The 19,209-nt window shown below is 63.7% G+C and carries 18 protein-coding genes and 1 tRNA gene; 7 read left to right on the forward strand and 12 right to left on the reverse strand.

Going from position 1 to position 19,209, the window contains the following annotated elements:
- Nucleotides 1-178: 178 nt before the first annotated feature.
- Complete coding sequence (locus tag BM244_RS18795) at nucleotides 179-649, forward strand: peroxiredoxin family protein (RefSeq protein ID WP_093400454.1); 471 nt, start codon at nucleotides 179-181, stop codon at nucleotides 647-649.
- A gap of 194 nt (nucleotides 650-843) precedes the next feature.
- Here the strand turns inward: BM244_RS18795 and BM244_RS18800 are convergent, their stop codons facing one another.
- From BM244_RS18800 to BM244_RS18840, 9 genes are all read right to left on the reverse strand, one after another.
- Nucleotides 844-1,134, reverse strand: coding sequence for a DUF2218 domain-containing protein (locus tag BM244_RS18800; protein WP_093400455.1), 291 nt, complete (start codon nucleotides 1,132-1,134; stop codon nucleotides 844-846).
- A 184-nt stretch (nucleotides 1,135-1,318) separates the two neighbouring features.
- The gene (locus BM244_RS18805) at nucleotides 1,319-1,621 is read right to left on the reverse strand and encodes a Rid family hydrolase (RefSeq protein WP_254784587.1); all 303 of its coding nucleotides are present in this window, start codon (nucleotides 1,619-1,621) and stop codon (nucleotides 1,319-1,321) included.
- Nucleotides 1,622-1,682: 61 nt separating this feature from the next.
- Nucleotides 1,683-2,132 carry a hypothetical protein gene (locus BM244_RS18810; RefSeq protein WP_093400456.1) on the reverse strand — a complete coding sequence of 150 codons (450 nt, stop codon included), beginning with the start codon at nucleotides 2,130-2,132 and terminating at the stop codon, nucleotides 1,683-1,685.
- 60 nt (nucleotides 2,133-2,192) lie between these two features.
- Nucleotides 2,193-2,756 carry a hypothetical protein gene (locus BM244_RS18815; protein ID WP_093400457.1) on the reverse strand — a complete coding sequence of 188 codons (564 nt, stop codon included), beginning with the start codon at nucleotides 2,754-2,756 and terminating at the stop codon, nucleotides 2,193-2,195.
- Nucleotides 2,753-3,721: a magnesium and cobalt transport protein CorA gene (locus tag BM244_RS18820; protein WP_093400458.1), complete on the reverse strand. Its 969-nt coding sequence runs from the start codon at nucleotides 3,719-3,721 to the stop codon at nucleotides 2,753-2,755. Before BM244_RS18820 ends, BM244_RS18815 begins: the two co-directional genes overlap by 4 nt.
- Nucleotides 3,718-4,422, reverse strand: a complete 705-nt coding sequence (locus BM244_RS18825; protein WP_093400459.1) for a glutathione S-transferase N-terminal domain-containing protein — start codon at nucleotides 4,420-4,422, stop codon at nucleotides 3,718-3,720. Before BM244_RS18825 ends, BM244_RS18820 begins: the two co-directional genes overlap by 4 nt.
- A gap of 68 nt (nucleotides 4,423-4,490) precedes the next feature.
- Entirely contained in the window at nucleotides 4,491-5,030 is a 540-nt protein-coding gene (gene msrA / locus BM244_RS18830) for a peptide-methionine (S)-S-oxide reductase MsrA (protein ID WP_093400460.1), read from the reverse strand.
- A gap of 1 nt (nucleotide 5,031) precedes the next feature.
- Nucleotides 5,032-5,475, reverse strand: coding sequence for a peptide-methionine (R)-S-oxide reductase MsrB (msrB, locus tag BM244_RS18835; RefSeq protein ID WP_093400461.1), 444 nt, complete (start codon nucleotides 5,473-5,475; stop codon nucleotides 5,032-5,034).
- Nucleotides 5,476-5,620: 145 nt separating this feature from the next.
- Nucleotides 5,621-6,496, reverse strand: coding sequence for a LysR family transcriptional regulator (locus BM244_RS18840; RefSeq protein ID WP_093400462.1), 876 nt, complete (start codon nucleotides 6,494-6,496; stop codon nucleotides 5,621-5,623).
- 187 nt (nucleotides 6,497-6,683) lie between these two features.
- Here BM244_RS18840 and BM244_RS18845 point away from each other — a divergent pair, with 187 nt between their 5' ends.
- Nucleotides 6,684-7,844, forward strand: a complete 1,161-nt coding sequence (locus BM244_RS18845) for a bifunctional alpha/beta hydrolase/OsmC family protein (protein ID WP_093400463.1) — start codon at nucleotides 6,684-6,686, stop codon at nucleotides 7,842-7,844.
- Between the two features lie 151 nt (nucleotides 7,845-7,995).
- Here BM244_RS18845 and BM244_RS18850 read toward each other — a convergent pair whose 3' ends face one another.
- The gene (locus tag BM244_RS18850; protein ID WP_254784588.1) at nucleotides 7,996-8,484 is read right to left on the reverse strand and encodes a MarR family winged helix-turn-helix transcriptional regulator; all 489 of its coding nucleotides are present in this window, start codon (nucleotides 8,482-8,484) and stop codon (nucleotides 7,996-7,998) included.
- A 373-nt stretch (nucleotides 8,485-8,857) separates the two neighbouring features.
- On the opposite strand from BM244_RS18850, the gene BM244_RS18855 reads away from it, so the two are divergent.
- Nucleotides 8,858-9,502 (forward strand): peroxiredoxin-like family protein, encoded by a 645-nt coding sequence (locus BM244_RS18855; RefSeq protein ID WP_175518303.1) that lies wholly within the window; start codon nucleotides 8,858-8,860, stop codon nucleotides 9,500-9,502.
- Nucleotides 9,503-9,561: 59 nt separating this feature from the next.
- Here the strand turns inward: BM244_RS18855 and BM244_RS18860 are convergent, their stop codons facing one another.
- Nucleotides 9,562-10,443, reverse strand: a complete 882-nt coding sequence (locus BM244_RS18860; RefSeq protein ID WP_093400466.1) for a LysR family transcriptional regulator — start codon at nucleotides 10,441-10,443, stop codon at nucleotides 9,562-9,564.
- 538 nt (nucleotides 10,444-10,981) lie between these two features.
- Nucleotides 10,982-11,068: transfer RNA gene (locus tag BM244_RS18865), tRNA-Leu, on the reverse strand.
- 112 nt (nucleotides 11,069-11,180) lie between these two features.
- Between BM244_RS18865 and BM244_RS18870 the strand changes: the two genes are divergently transcribed.
- The 4 genes from BM244_RS18870 (at nucleotide 11,181) to gltB (ending at nucleotide 19,119) form a co-directional block, all read left to right on the forward strand.
- Nucleotides 11,181-12,134: a complex I NDUFA9 subunit family protein gene (locus BM244_RS18870; RefSeq protein WP_093400467.1), complete on the forward strand. Its 954-nt coding sequence runs from the start codon at nucleotides 11,181-11,183 to the stop codon at nucleotides 12,132-12,134.
- Nucleotides 12,135-12,192: 58 nt separating this feature from the next.
- Nucleotides 12,193-13,002, forward strand: coding sequence for an undecaprenyl-diphosphate phosphatase (locus BM244_RS18875; RefSeq protein ID WP_093400468.1), 810 nt, complete (start codon nucleotides 12,193-12,195; stop codon nucleotides 13,000-13,002).
- 151 nt (nucleotides 13,003-13,153) lie between these two features.
- Nucleotides 13,154-14,596: an NAD(P)-dependent oxidoreductase gene (locus tag BM244_RS18880; RefSeq protein ID WP_093400469.1), complete on the forward strand. Its 1,443-nt coding sequence runs from the start codon at nucleotides 13,154-13,156 to the stop codon at nucleotides 14,594-14,596.
- Between the two features lie 20 nt (nucleotides 14,597-14,616).
- On the forward strand, nucleotides 14,617-19,119 hold the full coding sequence (gene gltB / locus BM244_RS18885) for a glutamate synthase large subunit (RefSeq protein WP_175518314.1): 4,503 nt from the start codon (nucleotides 14,617-14,619) through the stop codon (nucleotides 19,117-19,119).
- The last annotated feature ends 90 nt before the right edge of the window (nucleotides 19,120-19,209 follow it).

Raw genomic sequence — 19,209 nt, forward strand, 5'->3', positions numbered from 1 at the left:
GTCCTTGGTATCAGAGCCCGTCACCAAGCCATCGGCGCCTATCGTTTTGCCGGTGCCCGCTACCGCGCCTGCATCGTCGCGGGGCGGCAGTGACCCACCGATGCAACAACGGCGCCGCCGACCAGAAGGCATCCGTCTACGACCCGGCATCGGTGCCTGCGTCGAATTGGAGGATCATATGAGCATCGACCAACGCCAGGCCCCCGAGCTGCGGGTGCAAAAATGGATCGGCGACGATGGAGAACCGATCGCGCCCCTTACGCTGTCGGATGTCGGGACCGGCCCGAAGATTCTGTTCGCCTTTCAGCATTGGTGCCCCGGTTGCCATCTGCACGGGTTTCCGACGCTACAAAAATTGCACCGCGCATTGCGCCCCAAGGGCGTGGGGTTTGCGGTGATCCAGACCGTCTTCGAAGGCGCGGACGAGAACACGTTCGAGACGTTGCGCGTGAACCAGCGCAAATATGACCTGCCCCTCGCTTTCGGTCACGATGAGCCACCGATCGGCCAGACGCTTCCGACCTTCATGGAAGACTACCGCACCCGAGGAACACCTTGGTTCACGGTTATCGATGCAGGCGGCCGGATCGTCTTCTCGGATTTCCATCTCGATGCGGACACGCTCATAGTGGAACTGGGTGAGGTATAGCTTATGCAGCGAGGGCTGATTCTGACTGCTAGCCATCGCGTAATGTTAGCCATGGGATTTGTAGGCGGCGTCCCCACGCTGCCGATCCAGAGAGGAGCCTTTTCCTCAATCCTGCACCGCTTCCGACTAGCACCGCGCGCCGAATAATGTCGCCGAGACACGATACCTGGCCGGTTCGACCGTGTGGCCTGCGATCAGGAAATCTCATGCCAGACGCAACGCACCCCGGTATCGTGTTCAGCCACGCGGTCTACGTGCTGGGCCACGGACTCCTTTGCGGCATCGAAGCGTTCATGATCCGTGCCGACAAGCCGGAGCGACAAGCTATCACCATCGGCTGTCATGACGAGCTGGCCGCCGGGAAGCTCGATCTCCGCGGTCAGCGCATCGTAGCGAACCGGATAGGTGTGCACCCACGCCTTGGCGATCTCGGTCAAATAGCGGCTGCCATCGATTGTGGCGATGCGTGCTTCGGCTTCGAACATGAAGTGCTCCCGTAGACTGTGTGCTTCGATTAAAATTGTGAAATTTCTTGAGATCAGCGTCGAGCCACAGATCAAAGGCGGATCACGCTATGATCGCTGTCACGCGAATTTCGATGCGCATGGTGGGAAGTCCCAGCGCCTCGATCCCCAATTGCGTCCATATTGGAGCGTGGTCCGGCATGTATTATTGGCGGAATAGCCTGGCCATCGTCTCGTTGATCACCGGAGGGAAGCCGCCGACGTGATAGGAGTTGACGTGGACGACATGCCGCCAGCTTGCCCCGGCTGTCGCCAGCGTCCGCTCGACGTTCTCGAACGCCTGCGCGATCTCTTCCTCTATCGACTCCGAAATGACGAGATCGTCGTTCCAGCCGCCCTGTCCGGAAATCTCCACGCGGTCGCCGATGCGCATCGCCTGGGAGTAATGCAGCGCGTCATGCAGGCGCGTCCCGTAGCCGGGAGTGATAAAGAACGACGGTGTCGTCATGAGCTCGCCTTTTATGAGATGAACGGCGTTCGGCACTGGCGAGATGGCCCGTAGCCGGACCCTATTCCACGTCTTCCACGACGAGGTCGCGGCCGTTGAACTGCACGGTCTCGCCTGCTCGCGCGCCTTCGATCGCCTCGAAGATCGGCGCCATCGTCGAAATGCCCATCACTTCCCGACCCTGACAGGTGAACCGGCTAGTCGACACCGCGATCGCGAAGTAGCGGCCGGACAGCTTGACGACGGCACCTTCCTCGACGGTCGACTTGGGGCCGAAATCGATCATCCTGAGCTTGTCGATCTTGTCGGCGTAATCGTGCAGCGTGTCATCGAGCGCTTCGGCGAGGTCGCTGGCGATCTCGGCCTGCGCCAGTTCGTCGTTCTCAACCGGTTCGCTTTGATCGACCTTGGCGGTGAAGACATAGTCGAGGTAGTTTCCCCGAGCGCTCTGCAGGGCTGCGGTTTCCAGCGAGAGCATCGTCTCTCGGATGTGCGCCTTGTTCCAGTCCATGATCACGTCCTTGCGTTACGGTGTTTCGATACTTCGGCGGACAAGTGCTCGGCGACGTCGCTATTCGTCGCTGATGACGTCCTCGCCCTGATAGGGAACGCGGATCAGCCGGGGATCTCGGATGATGCTCGTGACGAGCCAGACATAGTCCTGCTCGGCGGTGTCGAAACCGAGGATGCTGAAACCGCCGCCGAACGGGCATGACGGGAAGTCGGGAAAGCCCTCGCGCAGAACGTAGCGTTCGGGATCGCGGTGGAACTCGTCCTTGAAGACCTTGCGCAGTCCGTGCTTGGTCGGCGCATCGCGGTCGCTTGCCGCCACGGTTTCCCGATCCGCGACGAGCCGCTCGGACAGGTCGCGGGGACAGATTTCGTGGAACACGTCGAACGCGTCGATCAACAGGCCGCGGTGCCCGGTCGCCGGGTCCGTGATCGCATAGATATTGGAGGCATCATCGCCGCTTTCGAGCCGCAATGCCGCGTCGACGCGAATGGTGCACGCCTCGATGGTCGATCCGAGTTCGAGATCGACGAGAGTGCTGTCCTTGACGCGGTACTCGTGGTCGTAGCCCTTGGCGACGAACGCCTGCACCGCTTCGAGGACGTCGGTCAGTTGGGTCGTCATAACCACTTGGCCTTCTTGAAGCGCACGAACAGCAACACGCAGAACACTGCGATGACGCCGAGCACGATGAAGTATCCGTAAGTCGCGTCCAGCTCCGGCATGTTCTTGAAGTTCATGCCGTAAATTCCGGCGATCGCCGTCGGGACCGCCAGTATCGCCGCCCACGCCGCGAGCTGGCGGGTGATCACGCCCATCCGTTGCGCCTCCAGAAGGCTGCTCGCCTCGAAGACCGTGGACAGGACGTGGAGGAGGCCGTCGACCATCGACTGGACACGGTGGAGATGATCCGCGACGTCGCTGAAATAGGGGGTCACGTCTGCGCTGATGCAGGGGAAATGGCCGCGGACGAGCTTTCCCACCAACTCCCCCATGGCGCCGAGCGTGCGCTGGAACCGCGTGAGTTCGGATCTCAGTTCGAAGATGCGGACGACGTCCTCTCGCTCGAGGAAGTCGTCGAGCGACCGTCTCTCCATCGCCAGGACATCGTCCTCGATCATCTCGAAGATCGGCAGATACTGGTCGACGATGCGGTGCAGGATGGCGTGCAGGACGTAGTCGACACCCTTTCGGGACAAGGTGGTCGATCCCTCGAGTTGCGCGCGAAGGTTGCCCAGCGCGCCCGCGGTGCCGTGCCGTACGGTGATGAGATGATTGTGACCGGTGAAGATCGCCATCTTGCCGTAGATGATCCGGTCGCCCACCAGCGCCGCGGTCTGCGCGACGATGTAGAGTTCATCATTATAGACTTCGAGCTTGGGCGGGCACAGCGGGTGCATCGCGTTGTCGATCGCCAGCGGATGGAGGTTGTACGTCGCCTGGATCGCGTCGAGTTCGTCGTCGGTGGGCTCGCCAAGCGCGATCCAGCAGAAGCCCGTGCGATCCTCGCCCAGTTCGATGCTTTCATCGAGCGCTATCGCCCGGACCCGCTTGCCTTCGTGGTAATAATAGGCGGCGATTACGCTCATGCCGGCTTCGCGGGGATGTGCAGTCCGCGCTGCACCGCGGGTCGCGCCAGCGCGCGTGCGAGCCACGCCTGGACGTTCGCATAGTCGTCGAGACCAAGAATATCGCCGGCAGCGTAGAACGCCCCAAGCGCATTCACCCAGCCGATGGTCGCGATGTCCGCGATCGAATAGTCGTCGACGATCCAGTCGCGGCCTTCCAACTGGCGATCCAGGACCCCGAGGAGGCGCTTGGTCTCGTCGACGAAGCGCTGTCGAGGCCGCTTGTCCTCGAAATCCTTACCGCCAAATCGTAGGAAGAAGCCAAGCTGACCGAACATCGGGCCGATCGCCGACATCTGGAAAAAGACCCAGGCAAGCGTCTCGTACCGTCGGGCAGGGTCGACGGGCATGAACTGGCCCGTCTTTTCGGCGAGGTAGAGAAGGATCGCCCCGGATTCCCAGAGCGCCAGGGGCTTACCGTCGGGCCCCGCCGGATCGATGATCGCCGGGATGCGGCCGTTCGGATTGAGCGCCACGAACGCCGGGTCCTTCGACTCGTTGTTCGAGATGTCCACGAAATGCGGCTCGTACGCCGCGCCGGTTTCCTCCAGCATGATCGAGACCTTGATGCCGTTGGGGGTGGCCGTGGCGTAGAGCTGGATGCGATCGGGATGCGACGCCGGCCAGCGCTGCGTGATCGGGAAGGACGAGAGGTCGATCATAATCTGCGATCCTGGTGCTGCGGTCATGGAGGATTGCGGACCAGACCGGCGCTGAGCGGTAGTGAGGTCTATTCCGCTGCGATCCCGGCCGCGGGCTGCGCATCGTCGTCTGTCAGGCGCTTCGGAAGCACCCAGCCAGGGCGCACGAAGTGGCAGGTGTAGCCGTTCGGCCGCGTCTCCAGATAATCCTGGTGGTCCGGCTCGGCCTCCCAGAACGCGCCGACCGGCACGACCTCGGTCACCACCTTGCCATTCCAGAGCCCGGAGGCATCCACGTCCGCGATGGTGTCCTCGGCGACGCGCTTCTGCTCCTCGTCGACATAATAGATGCCCGACCGATAGGAGAGGCCGCGATCATTGCCCTGGCGGTCCTTCGTCGTCGGGTCATGGATCTGGAAGAAGAATTCGAGGATGGCCCGGTAGCTCGTCGCCGCCGGGTCGAACACGATCTCGATCCCCTCGGCATGCGTGCCGTGGTTGCGATAGGTGGCGTTCGGAATATCGCCGCCGGTGTAGCCGACGCGGGTCGAGACGATGCCGGGCCGCTTGCGGATCAGATCCTGCATGCCCCAGAAGCACCCGCCGGCAAGAACAGCACGCTGGTTCATGTCAAACCTCCTCTGCCTGATCGAGATATTCGCCGTATCCTTCGCTCTCCATCTCATCGCGCGGGATGAAGCGAAGCGACGCCGAGTTGATGCAGTAGCGCAGACCACCCTGGTCGGGGGGACCGTCCGGGAACACATGGCCGAGATGGCTGTCGGCGTGCACCGACCTGACCTCGGTCCGGACCATGCCGTGCGCATGATCACGCACCTCGTTCACGTTTGCGGGCACGATCGGCTTGGTGAAGCTGGGCCAGCCGGACCCGGAATCGAACTTGTCCGTCGACGCGAACAACGGCTCTCCCGATACGACATCGACATAGATGCCCGGCTCCTTGTTGTCGTTATACGCTCCCGTAAACGGCCGCTCGGTACCCGAATCCTGCGTTATCCGGCGTTGCTCGGCGGTCAGGCGGTCGACTGATGTCTGCGACTTTTCAAACTTCATGATAGTCTCCGATACGTATCTTGGAGGACCAGGCACACTTCTACATACTTATGTCTCAAGGTGTAGACTATTGCAGTGCTGCCAGGATTTATCCAATACGTCGTGCGTATAGTTTCAATAGCGCCGCAGTGCTTTGCGTCAGGGTTCAGCCCCATGCGTATCCGGCTGCCAGTTGCGCGATCTTGCGTATTTCGACCGGTGCCGTGGACCCGGATACCGTTGCGATCACGACGTCGCGCTCAAGGGCAAATCCGTCGATCGGCCGAGTGACGAGGCCTCGTGCCGAGACCGATCGCTCCGGCAGAATGCATATGGCGTGGCCGTCGGCGACGACCCCTTGCACCCAGTCCTCGCGGTCCGATCGAATGCGGGGCTGCATCAGCAAGCCCCGCTGCGCGAAATGATCGAGAATCCGATCGCGAAACTCGCATCTCAGGCGGTCGACGAATGGAAATTCGAGAAGATCCTCGCCGCGCACGGTCTCGCTGACTGCAAGGGGATGGTTTGCGGAACAGCCGAGGACGAAGCGTTCCCGAAACAACGGATGCACCTCCAACTTGTGCTCCGTCCGGGTTTCACGCGGCATGATGCACGCGTGGTATTTTCCCGAAAGCACCTCCGACGTGTCTTCCTTTGCCTGGAGCGCATGCAGCCTGATTTCTATGGATGGTGCTTGCGCCAGCGCGCTCTTGAAAAACGCCGTGAACTCCCTTGGCCCCACGGTGGGGGCGACGGCGATATCGAGCACGCGGTGCCTGCCCATCGCCCAATTCTCGGAATGGTTGCGGACGCTCTTCACCGCGACCGCCATGCGTCGGAATTCCGCCTCCACATCGTGGCCAAGGCCAGTCAGGCGGCTGTTCTTGCCGTCGCGGTGGATAAGCGGCCCGCCCAGTTCCTCTTCCAGGCGGCGGATCGCGCGGGTCAGACTTGGCTGCGACACGCTGCTCAATCGCGCCGCTGCCGTGAAATTCAGCGTATCGGCCAGATGGAGAAAATAGCTGACTTGATTGAGTTCCATAGCCCTCGACCCATGCAGGCGATTGATGCTCCATCCGTAAGACCGCCTCCGGAAAGAAGATGCTTAAGTATGCTTCGCGCATATAGTTAGCGGCTTGCCGCTTGTCTATATGCGTGAGTCATATATATACGGTGCAACGACGGGCCCGGGAGCGCAGCCGCCGAGCCGTGCTGGAGGTTCGATCGACATGACCGAGAGAAAATTCCCGTTCGTTCGGGGGAATGGCGCTCAGCTTTCCGGGCATCTCGAACCGCCCGAGGGGACGCCGCGGGGCTGGGCGATCTTCGCGCACTGCTTCACGTGCGGGAAAGACAGTCGCGCCGCCGTTCACATCTCGCGCGCGCTGTCGCGTGCGGGCATCGGCGTCTTGCGGTTCGATTTTGCCGGAACCGGGATCGGCGGCGGGGCAGGGGAACCTCTGAACTTCGCGTCGGACGTCGAGGACCTTCGTGCCGCCGCAACGGCGATGGCGGCGGCCGGCATGCCCCCCTCCCTCCTCGTCGGGCACAGCCTGGGCGGCACCGCCGCGATCGTCGCTGCGGCCGGGTTGCCCGAGGTTGCGGCGGTAGCGACGATCGGTGCGCCGGCCGACCTGCAGCATATCGTGCGCATGTTCGAACCGAGCGATCTGGACACCATCGCAAGCGAGGGCGAGGCGTCGGTAGAGATCGCCGGCAGACCCTTCATCCTCCGCCGTAGCTTCCTGGAAGCGGTCGCGAGAATCGATGTCGAAACGTCCATTGCCTCGCTACGACGCCCCGTGCTGATCATGCATTCTCCGCTGGATCAGGTGGTCGGCATCGACCATGCGTCGCGGATATTCGCTGCATCCGGGCATCCCAAAAGCTTCATCTCGCTCGACACTGCGGATCACCTTCTAACGGATGTTGCCGACGCGAACTACGCCGCGGCGATGGTGGCTGTATGGGCAAGTCGCTTTCTACCGCCACTCTCCGCGGATCTTCCGCAGGTCGAGGCTGCGGAGGGCGTCGTCGCCACCGAAACACTTGACGGGAAGTTCCAGCTTCGGGTTCGCAGCGGCGAGCACACCCTGTTTGCCGATGAGCCAGCATCGGTAGGTGGTCTCGGAACCGGTCTCTCGCCTTACGAACTGGTATCCGCCGGCCTTGCCGCGTGCACGGTGATGACGATGCGTCTCTACGCGGATCGCAAGGGCTTCCCACTCGAGCGGGCGAGTACGACCGTGCAGCACGAAAAGGTGCCGGACATGATGCCGACCGACCGGTTCACGCGCACGATCGTCCTAGATGGACCGCTGAGCGACGATCAGCGTGCTCGGATCGTCGCGATCGCCGATCGGTGTCCCGTCGATCTCAGTCTGATATGAGGGTCCGACGTCCAGACCGCGCTATCGGGCGACAACAAGCTTGCGGATCCCGCGACTCAGGCTTGACCTTGGCCTAGACGGTATGAGGCGCACGAACGATTGACGGGCGTGTCTTATGACTCTGCTTTGCACTCGCGAGGCAGCGCGCTTTCTAATCGGTCGTCTTTCGGTCGACGCCCCGCTCAAGCAATTCGGCATCGACGGGGCAGTTCGTGCACCCCTGGTAGCAGCACAGGCGACAGATCCGGTATGACTGTTCGAGGTTCTCCAGGCGATTGCGCAGAACGCGTTCGGCAATGTCCGATAAGATCCTCAGCTCGTCGGGATCGAGGATCGAGAGCCCTTCGGCAATCACGCGATCACGCGCGGCCAGTACCTCGTCGCTCGCGACCTTTCCTGCCGGTGTAAGATAGAGGGATCGCGTGCGCCCGTCTGTCGAATGCTCCCTACGCTCGATCACTCCCTCGGCCGCCAATCGATCCACAAGGCGAACGGTCCCTGCGTGCGAAAGGCTTACCCCGACCGCAAGCATGCGGATCGAGAGCCCGGGCTTGTGCGCGAGCAATGCCAGCGCCGAGGCGGCGGGACCAGCTTCGGGCGCTCGCGACGAACTGGCGCGAACGATGTCGTCGCTGATCATGAGAGCAAACGCCCCGAAGACATTTCGATTTCGAGACGTATCCATTGCCGCGTCTATATGTGCGCGGAGCATAGACAGCAAGTCGCACTCTCGTCCACATAGGTCGCCTATCGGGGCGTTAAAGTGCTGATCTCGAGGAATTTCGCACGGTCCGACCGATCAAGCGCGACGAAAAGCGGGATCGGTTCCTCAAGGCCAGGTCATACCTGACGGCTATGAAACAGCGTCTGCGTCCTTGCCTGGTATGGCAACGGTTGGCGGTTCGCCGCGCGCAAGTCGGCCACTGCGCTGGCGATGGCAGTACCGTCGCCGAGAAACGACAGCGCGATTTGCCGCTGTCCCATCCACGCGTTTCGACGCTATCGTGCACGGCATGACCATCATCCGGCCGAAGCTCGATCCCGAAGCCGAAGCCGCCGTTGCGGCTCTAGGCTTCGCGTCCGTCTACGATGACTTCATCGCCCGATTGCAAAGCCTGAACGTGGGGAAGGTGATGCCTCGCGTCGGTGAGGTGTTCCCGAATTTTTCGCTTCCCGACGCGTCGGGACGCTACCGTTCGATCCACAAGCTGCACGACGGACGGCCGATCGTCATCAGCTTCAATCGTGGACTATGGTGCCGGTTCTGCGTGCACGAACTGCAGTCCTGGGCCGTTGCCGCGCCCGCTCTTGAAAAAGCTGGCGGGAGGCTGATCGTCGTAACCGGCGAGATCGGCGACGGGGCATCCGCCATACAGGATATAATCGGACCGACGGCCACGCTGCTCTGCGACGTCGATCACGGCGCGGCGTTGGCCTGTGGATTGGCGTTCCCCGTCGGCGATGAGATGAAGCGGCGGTATCTGGCGATCGAACTCGATCTTGCGGCCATCTACGGTAGCGATGGTGGCTTTCTGCCGATCCCGGCAACGTTCGTCGTCGGCGGCGACGGGGTCATCCGCTACGCACATGTCGATCCCGACTTCCGACTGCGGCCCGAGCCACTGGACGTCGTCGCGTTCCTCGCGGCGATGCGCTGAGCACGCCGATGCCGTGAAGGGCAGGCCGTTTGGCAGGGGGCGTGTTCCAGCGCTTCGGCTCAGGTGGCAGCGGCCGTCCAGCTGCGCGCACGTGAGGCGCGCACGAAGGCATCTGCGGCGATGCTGCGCTTGCGACCCGCCACCGCGCCCAGGATTACGTCGCGCCTGACCTCGACATCGGCAAATCCGAAGGCGCACAAGCGCTCGTCGTCCCGAGGTCGCGGAATGAAGGCGCTGCCGAACCCGGAGATCACCAGTTGCTTTACCTGGGCCATGTCGGTCGCGCGGTGCCGTACGATCGGCACGAAGCCATGCAAAGCCGCCAAGGTCTTGAGCCGGGCGCACCCATTGCCCTCGTGATCGATCCAGGACTCTTCGCGCACCGATAGCAGCGACGGCATCTTGCCGCCGGCGAGCGGATGATCCGCACGCGTGACCATATGATAGCTATGGTCGAACAGCGGCCAGACATCGAGACGATCGGGCGCATCGTCCGGGAGTTCGACCACGACGAGGTCCAGCGTCCCGTTCATCGCAGCTTCGATCAGATCGTCCGGCGACCCGCTCGAAAGCGACAATTCGAAACCGGGGAGACAATCGGCGAGATCCTCCAGGATTTTGTCGAGCGTATCCGACTCGATCGCAGCATCGACGCCGAGCGCAAGCGGGACCACCCCCGCTCTCCCGATGCCCTTTGCGAATTGCATCGCGGCCTGGGCCGCCTCGAACGTGCGCTCGAGATGCGGCAACATCTGACGTCCGAGAGTGGTGAGGTGGGTGTGGCTGCGCTCGCGACTGAATAGTTGTCCGCCAAACTCGTTTTCGAGCTTCTGGATCGCGCGGGTCAGCGACGGCTGCGTCACGGCGCACTCTTCGGCCGCCCGCGTGAAGTTGAGCAGCCGCGCCATCGCGAGGAAGTACCTGATCTGCTGCATCTCCATGAGGCAATGCTAGCACTCGAGCCGGCAGGTGGCGACTCGCGAGCCGTCGATCGGCCGAAAGAAACGAACGCCAATTCGCCATGCAGTTGATCGTCTCCAAGGCGTTCCTCGGTACAAGCATTCGTGCTTTGCGAGAATTATGCAGGACTTACGCAGCTGACTTGGCGAGGAGACCACGATAACCTCGCCAGCGCTTCCCGAATTTGCGGAAGAGCGGACTGATCGAGACTGAGAACCTGCTCAGCCAAAACCCAATTTGACTTGTGCACGTGGTCCGCCTGGCGCGAAGGTGAAACGACCGTCGCGCGGGTCATGATATGGATTGAACTTGAACTCGAGTCCGTCGGCTCGATGCGCGGGCGGCAGCCGACCTGTGCGCAGCCATACCGTGAAAGCATATCGCTTTTAGTCAGATACGTTGATCATGGCGCCCGCTCCCGATAGCGACGAGAACATCCGAGCAACATTATCCTAAACGTCAGGCGCTATGCGAGCGGATCTTGAGATCCGCCTCGCTCTGCTGGGCGTCTGTGTAATGTGGTGCCCGGAAGAGGACTCGAACCTCCACGACCTTGCGATCGCCAGCACCTGAAGCTGGTGCGTCTACCAATTCCGCCATCCGGGCACTGGGTAGGAGGGCGCCTCTAGTGGAGGGTCCCGATGCTTGTCAACACGCCTCTTGCTGGGGCAAGGGGTTATTCGTGATTGGCAGGCAAAACAAAGTGGACGGACGCGCGATGAACGACAAACTGGTGACGCTGATCGGGGGTGGCGGTTTCGTCGGCCGCTATGTCGCACAGGCGCTGCTGGCGACGGGCGCCCGCGTCCGCATCGCGCAGCGCGATCCGCGGCAGGCGTTCTTCCTGAAACCGCTCGGCGGACTCGGCCAGACGCAGTTCGTCGGTGCCGACGTCACCAAGCCTGAGACGATCGCGCATGCGGTGCAAGGCTCTGACGTGGTGGTGAACCTGGTCGGCGTGCTGGCGGGCGATTTCCAGCGCGTCCAGGCGCTTGGCGCGCAGACGGTGGCGCAGGCTGCGGCGAAGGCCGGCGTCGGTGCGCTCGTGCACGTGTCGGCGATCGGCGCCGATCCTGCCTCCGCATCGGCATACGGCAAGTCCAAGGGACAGGGTGAGGCAGCGGTGCTCGAGGCGTTCCCGAACGCGACGATCCTGCGGCCGTCGATCGTGTTCGGCCAGGAAGACCAGTTCGTGAACCGCTTTGCCGGGATGATCGCGAAGGCGCCGGTCGTTCCCGTGCTGCGCGCCGGGGCGAAGTTCCAGCCGGTGTTCGTCGGCAACGTGGCGGACGCGGTGGTCGCGGCGGCGGCGGATCCCGAGACGTTCGGCGGCCAGACGCTGGAACTCGGCGGGCCTGACATCATTACGATGGGCAATCTCATCCGCTGGATTGCCAAGACGATCGGCCGGAACCCTTCGATTATTGAGCTGCCGGACTTTGCCGGCGCACTGATCGCCAAGGCGGGCTTCCTGCCAGGCGCGCCCATCACCAAGGACCAGTGGACGATGTTGCAGAGCGACAATATCGTGACCGGTACCGATGGCCTCGCGGCCTTCGGTATCGAGGCGACGCCGCTGTCGACGGTCGCACCGGGCTGGCTCGTCCGCTTTCGCAAGGCCGGACGGTTCGGTCGTCGCGCCGAGACGCATGCGGAAGTCCCTGTCGCCTGATCCTGCGCGTGCTACGTACCCCTGACATTGCCCTGACCTACCGCGCCGGAGCCCCCGCTTGACCGAACTTCTCACCGTCATCCTGCTCGGCATCGTCGAGGGGATCACCGAATTTCTGCCCGTCTCGTCGACCGGGCATCTGATCCTCGCTACGCGGTTGCTCGGCTATGATGCGGGGCGCTGGGAAGTGTTCAACGTCGTCATCCAGCTCGGCGCGATCCTCGCGATCGTGGTGCTGTACTGGCGGACGTTCTGGGCGGTCGGCATGGGGCTCATCAAGCGCGAGCCAAAATCCTGGCTGTTCCTCCGCAACCTGATCGTCGCGTTCATCCCGGCGGCGGTGATCGGCCTCGCGCTGCATAAGTATATCGAGGCGCTGCTCGGGAATGCCGAAGTCGTCGCGATCGCGCTCATCGTCGGCGGCTTCGCGATCCTCGCGGTCGAGCGGTTCGCGCCGCGCAGCGACATCAGTGGCGTCGCGGACATTCCGCTCAAGACGGTGATCGGCATCGGCTTCCTCCAGTGCCTCGCGATGATCCCGGGCGTCAGCCGCTCGGGCGCGACGATCCTGGGCGCGCTGGCACTAGGCGTCGAGCGGCGCACCGCGGCGGAGTTCAGCTTCTTCCTCGCGATCCCGACGATGCTCGGCGCGAGCGCGCTCGAACTGCTGAAGAATCGCGACGCGATCGCGAGCGGCGGGGGCGTTGGGCTAGGTGCGATCGCGATCGGCGCGGCGGTGTCGTTCGTCGTCGCCTTGCTGGTGGTGAAGTGGTTCGTCGGGATCGTCACCAGGCATGGCTTCGTGCCATTCGCCTTGTACCGTGTCGTTGCCGGTTCGGCGGCGCTGATCTGGCTGCTAAGCAAATAGGTCCGACTAGGCCATAATAAGCCTTGCTGAGAACGGCTCTCAAAAAAATAAGGTGTATATCCGCTTTTATAGGACAGCATAGCTTACTCTTATGCCGTTTTAGTCGTGACAAGCTTCTGATCGCGCAATAACGCGGCTGTTGGAGGCTATCATGGCGAACGATTCGATGCTCAAATTTGTCGGCCGGGAGCAATCCTATCCCGACAAGCGCAATGCCGACGAGCGGGCGGACGATTTCCGCGAGATCGCGCAGCGATACGCGGTCGAGCCCGCCGAGGAGCAGGCCGGACGGTGTTCGCAGTGTGGCGTGCCCTATTGTTCGGTCCATTGCCCGCTGCACAACCATATCCCCGATTGGCTCCGGCTGACTGCAGAGGGGCGGCTGCGCGAAGCGTACGAACTCAGCAACGCGACCTCGACCATGCCCGAGATCTGCGGCCGGATCTGCCCGCAGGACCGGCTATGCGAAGGCAATTGCGTCATCGAATTCACCGGGCATGGCGCGGTCACGATCGGCTCGGTCGAGAAGTTCATCACCGACACTGCCTGGGAGAACGGCTGGGTCGAACCGCTGGTGCCGGGCAAATCGCGCGGCCAGTCGGTCGGCGTGATCGGTGCGGGGCCGGCTGGTCTCACCGCAGCGGAATATCTGCGCGGGCATGGCTATGACGTTCACGTCTATGACCGCTACGACCGCGCGGGTGGGTTGCTCACCTATGGCATTCCCGGCTTTAAGCTCGAAAAGCCGATCGTCATGCGCCGCGTGGAGCGGCTCAAGGCCGCCGGCATCGTCTTCCACGAAGGCTTTGCGGTCGGCGACGATGCGAGCCTCGACGATCTCCGCCAGCGCCACGACGCGATCCTGATCGCGACCGGCGTCTACAAGGCGCGCGCGATGGCCCTGCCGGGTGGCGGATCGAACGGCGTGGTCGCCGCGCTCGACTTCCTCGTCGCCTCGAACCGCAAGGGTTTCGGCGACGCGGTCCCCGCATTCGACGACGGCAGCCTCAATGCCGAGGGCAAGGACGTCGTCGTGATCGGCGGCGGCGACACCGCGATGGACTGCGTCCGCACCGCGATCCGCCAGGGCGCCAAGTCGGTGAAGTGCCTCTACCGCCGCGACCGCGCCAACATGCCCGGCTCGCAGCGCGAAGTCGCCAATGCCGAAGAGGAGGGCGTCGAGTTCGTCTGGCTTTCGGGGCCGCAGAGCTTCGACGGCGGCGATGTGGTGTCGAGCGTCAAGGTGCGTAAGATGCGTCTCGGCGCGCCCGATGCGAGCGGCCGCCGTGCACCCGAACCCGATCCCGCCGGCGACTATTCGGTGAACGCGGACCTCGTGATCAAGGCGCTCGGCTTCGACGCCGAGGACCTGCCGACGCTGTTCGCGACGCCGGAACTGGGCGTAAGCCGCTGGGGTACCGTACTGGTCGACGGCAAGACGCTGATGACCTCGCTCGACGGTGTGTTCGCTGCAGGCGACATTGTTCGCGGCGCCAGCCTCGTCGTCTGGGCGATCCGCGACGGCCGCGACGTCGCCGCGACGATGCACAAATGGCTGAAGACCAAGGCGGCGAACGCGAAGGTGGCAGCATGAGCAACCAACAGGGTTCTCCGATGATCGATCAACGCGCCCGTCTCGCCGCTGAAGGCATGTACCGTCCGGAATTCGAGGGCGACGCGTGCGGTGTAGGCCTCGTCGCCGCCACCGATGGCCGCGCGTCGCGCCGTGTCGTGCAGTCGGCGGTCGATGCGCTGAAGGCCGTGTGGCATCGCGGAGCGGTCGACGCGGACGGCAAGACCGGCGACGGCGCGGGGCTGCATATCGATCTCCCGCTGCGCTTCTTCGACGATGCGGTCGCCGCCTCGGGCCACAAGGTGCGCCCGAACCGACTTGCCGTCGGCATGATCTTCCTCCCGCGCACCGATCTCGGCGCGCAGGAGGATTGCCGGACGATCGTCGAGAGCGCGATCATCGAGGCCGGGTACACCATTTATGGTTGGCGGCAGGTGCCGGTCGACGTGTCGGTGATCGGCCAGAAGGCGCAGGCGACGCGCCCCGAGATCGAGCAGATCATGATCGCCGGGCCCTTGCCCGAGGAACAGGACGCCGCCGAGTTCGAGAAGACGCTGTACCTCGTCCGCCGCCGGATCGAGAAGCGCGTGATCGCGGCGCAGATCCAGGGCTTCTACATCTGCTCGCTGTCGTGCCGCTCGATCATCTACAAGGGGCTGTTCCTCGCCGAATCGCTGTCGGTGTTCTACCCGGACCTGTGCGACCAGCGCTTCGAGAGCCGCGTCGCGATCTTCCATCAGCGCTATTCGACCAACACCTTCCCGCAATGGTGGCTGGCGCAACCGTTCCGCTGCCTCGCGCACAACGGCGAGATCAACACGATCCGCGGCAACAAGAACTGGATGCTCAGCCACGAGATCCGCATGGCGAGCCTCGCATTCGGCGACAATTCGGAGGACATCAAGCCGGTGATCCCCGCCGGCGCGTCCGACACCGCCGCATTGGATGCGGTGTTCGAGGCGATCTGCCGCTCGGGCCGCGATGCGCCGACCGCCAAGCTGATGCTCGTCCCCGAAGCCGCCAGCCCGGACATGCCGCCCGAGCATACCGCGATGTACCAGTATCTCGCGTCGGTGATGGAACCATGGGACGGCCCCGCCGCGCTGGCGATGACCGATGGCCGCTGGGCGGTCGCGGGCATGGATCGCAACGCGCTGCGTCCGCTCCGCTATACGCTGACCTCCGACGGCCTGCTGATCGTCGGTTCCGAGAGCGGCATGGTCGTCGTTCCCGAATCGACGATCGTCGCAAAGGGCCGCCTTGGGCCGGGCGAGATGATCGCGGTCGACCTCGACGAAGGTCGCCTGCTCCAGGATCGCGAAGTGAAGGATCGCATCTCGGGCGAGGCGGATTACGCCGCGATGATCGGCGAATTCCACACGCTCGCCGACCTCCCCTCGGTCGAAGACGCCGTGGTGCGCTACGACCGCGCCGAACTCGCACGTCGCCAGGTCGCGGCGGGCCAGACGATGGAGGACATGGAGCTGATCCTGTCGCCGATGGTCGAGTCCGCGAAGGAAGCGATCGGCTCGATGGGCGACGACACGCCGCTCGCGGTCATCTCCGACAAGCCGCGGCTGATCAGCCAGTTCTTCCGCCAGAACTTCTCGCAGGTCACCAACCCGCCGATCGATCCGTTGCGCGAACGTCACGTGATGTCGCTCAAGACGCGTTTCGGCAACCTCGCCAACATCCTCGACGTCCGCGATCAGCGCGAGCGCGTGTTGGTGCTCGATTCGCCGGTACTGACGGGCGAACATTGGTCGCGGCTGAAGGCGCATTTCGGTAACGCGGTCGCCGAGATCGACTGCACGTTCGACGTCGGCGGTGGCCCGGAAAAGCTCCGCGCGGCGATCCAGCGGATCCGCAACGAGGCGGAGCAAGCCGTCCGCCAGGGCAAGAGCGAGATATTCCTCACCGACGAGGCGATCAGCGAAGACCGCGTCGGCATCGCCGGCGTGCTTGCGGTCGCCGCGGTGCACACGCACCTCGTCCGCCGGGGTCTGCGCTCCTATGCGTCGATCAACGTCCGCTCGGCCGAGTGCCTCGACACGCATTATTACGCCGTGCTGATCGGCGTCGGCGCGACCACCGTGAACGCCTATCTCGCCGAGGCCGCGATCGTCGACCGCCAGTCGCGCGGGCTGTTCGGCGATCTCGACCTCGCCGAATGCCTCCGCCGCCACCGCGTCGCGGTCGAGGAGGGGCTGCTCAAGATCATGTCGAAGATGGGCATCGCGGTCATCTCGTCGTACCGCGGCGGCTATAATTTCGAGGCGGTCGGCCTGTCGCGCAGCCTCGTGAACGACCTGTTCCCCGGCATGCCCGCCAAGATCAGCGGCGAGGGCTATGCCTCGCTCCACGTCAACGCGACCGACCGCCACGAAGCGGCGTTCGACCCGGCGGTGGCGATGCTGCCGATCGGCGGCTTCTATCGCCAGCGCCACACCGGCGAGACGCACGCCTATTCGGCGCAACTGATGCACCTGCTCCAGACCGCGGTCGCGACCGACAGTTATACGAGCTACCTGCAATTCTCGCGCGGCGTGTCCGACCTGCCGCCGGTGTATCTGCGCGATCTGCTCCAGTTCAACTTCCCCGCGGAGGGCGTTCCGGTCGACCAGGTCGAGGCGATCACCGAGATCCGCAAGCGCTTCGTCACCCCCGGCATGTCGCTCGGCGCGCTGTCGCCGGAAGCGCATGAGACGCTCGCGATCGCGATGAACCGGATCGGCGCGAAGGCCGTCTCGGGCGAGGGCGGCGAGGACAAGTCGCGCTTCGTGCCGTACGCGAACGGCGACAACGCGAACTCGTCGATCAAGCAGGTCGCATCCGGGCGGTTCGGCGTCACCGCGGAATATCTGAACGCATGCGAGGAGATCGAGGTCAAGGTCGCGCAGGGCGCCAAGCCCGGCGAAGGCGGCCAGCTACCCGGCTTCAAGGTGACCGAGTTCATCGCCAAGCTGCGCCATGCGACGCCCGGCGTGACGCTGATCTCGCCGCCGCCGCACCACGATATCTACTCAATCGAGGATCTCGCTCAGCTCATCTACGACCTGAAGCAGATCAACCCGCGTGCCCGTGTCTGCGTGAAGCTCGTCAGCTCGGCGGGGATCGGCACGGTCGCGGCGGGTGTCGCGAAGGCGCATGCCGACGTGATCCTGATCGCCGGCCATGTCGGCGGCACCGGCGCATCGCCCCAAACGTCGATCAAATATGCCGGCACGCCGTGGGAAATGGGCCTGTCGGAGGTCAACCAGGTGCTGACGCTCAACGGCCTGCGCGGTCGCGTGCGGCTGCGCACCGACGGTGGGCTGAAGACCGGGCGCGACATCGTCATCGCGGCGATTCTTGGTGCCGAGGAATACGGCATCGGCACGCTGAGCCTCGTCGCGATGGGCTGCATCATGGTCCGCCAGTGCCATTCGAACACTTGCCCGGTCGGCATCTGCACGCAGAACGACGCGCTCCGGCAGAAGTTCGTCGGCACGCCCGAGAAGGTAATCAACCTGATGACCTTCATCGCCGAGGAAGTCCGCGACATCCTCGCGCGGCTTGGCGTGAAGAGCCTCGACGACGTGATCGGTCGCACCGAATTGCTGCGGCAGGTCAGCCGCGGCGCGGAGCATCTCGACGATCTCGATCTTAACCCAATCCTGGCGAAGGTCGATGCCGACGATTCGCAGCGCCGGTTCAGCCTGTCGACCTTCCGCAACGAAGTCCCGGACAGCCTCGACGCGCAGATCATCAAGGACGCGTCCGCGGTGTTCTCGCGCGGCGAGAAGATGCAGCTGACCTATTCGGTGCGCAACACGCACCGCGCGGTCGGTACGCGGCTTTCGTCGGAGATCACGCGGAAGTTCGGCATGTCGACGCTGGCCGACAATCACGTGACGATCCGGCTGCGTGGTTCGGCGGGCCAGTCACTCGGCGCATTCCTGTGCAAGGGCATCACGCTCGAAGTGTTCGGCGATTCGAACGACTATGTCGGCAAGGGGCTCTCGGGCGGCACGATCATCGTCCGGCCGGCGGTGAGTTCGCCGCTCGCGTCGCAGGACAACACGATCATCGGCAACACCGTGCTCTACGGCGCGACGTCTGGCCGGCTGTTCGCGGCGGGGCAGGCGGGCGAACGCTTCGCGGTTCGTAACTCGGGTGCGATCGTGGTCGTCGAAGGCTGCGGCGCGAACGGGTGCGAGTACATGACCAACGGTATCGCCGTGGTGCTCGGCGCGGTCGGGGCGAACTTCGGCGCGGGGATGACCGGCGGCATGGCGTTCGTCTACGATCCCGACGGCGTGTTCGCGAAGCGCGCCAACCCCGAGAACATCACCTGGGATCGCGTGAAGTCACTCCACTGGGCTGACGTGCTGCTCGACTTGGTCCGCGATCATGCCGACCACACCGACAGCAAATGGTCGAAGGGCCTGCTTGAGGACTGGGACCGGGTGGCAGGGCATTTCTGGCAGATCGTGCCAAAGGAAATGCTCACCCGTCTGAGCCACCCGCTCGACGATAGCGCGGAACTTGTGGCCGCAGAGTAGAGCGACGCCACACAAACACCACCCCGGCGAAGGCCGGGGTCCAATTGGGCGACATCGCTAACGAAGGACGACGCTTCGTTACTGCGACCT

It is taken from the genome of Sphingomonas sp. OK281 (assembly GCF_900115295.1).
GTDB lineage: Bacteria > Pseudomonadota > Alphaproteobacteria > Sphingomonadales > Sphingomonadaceae > Sphingomonas.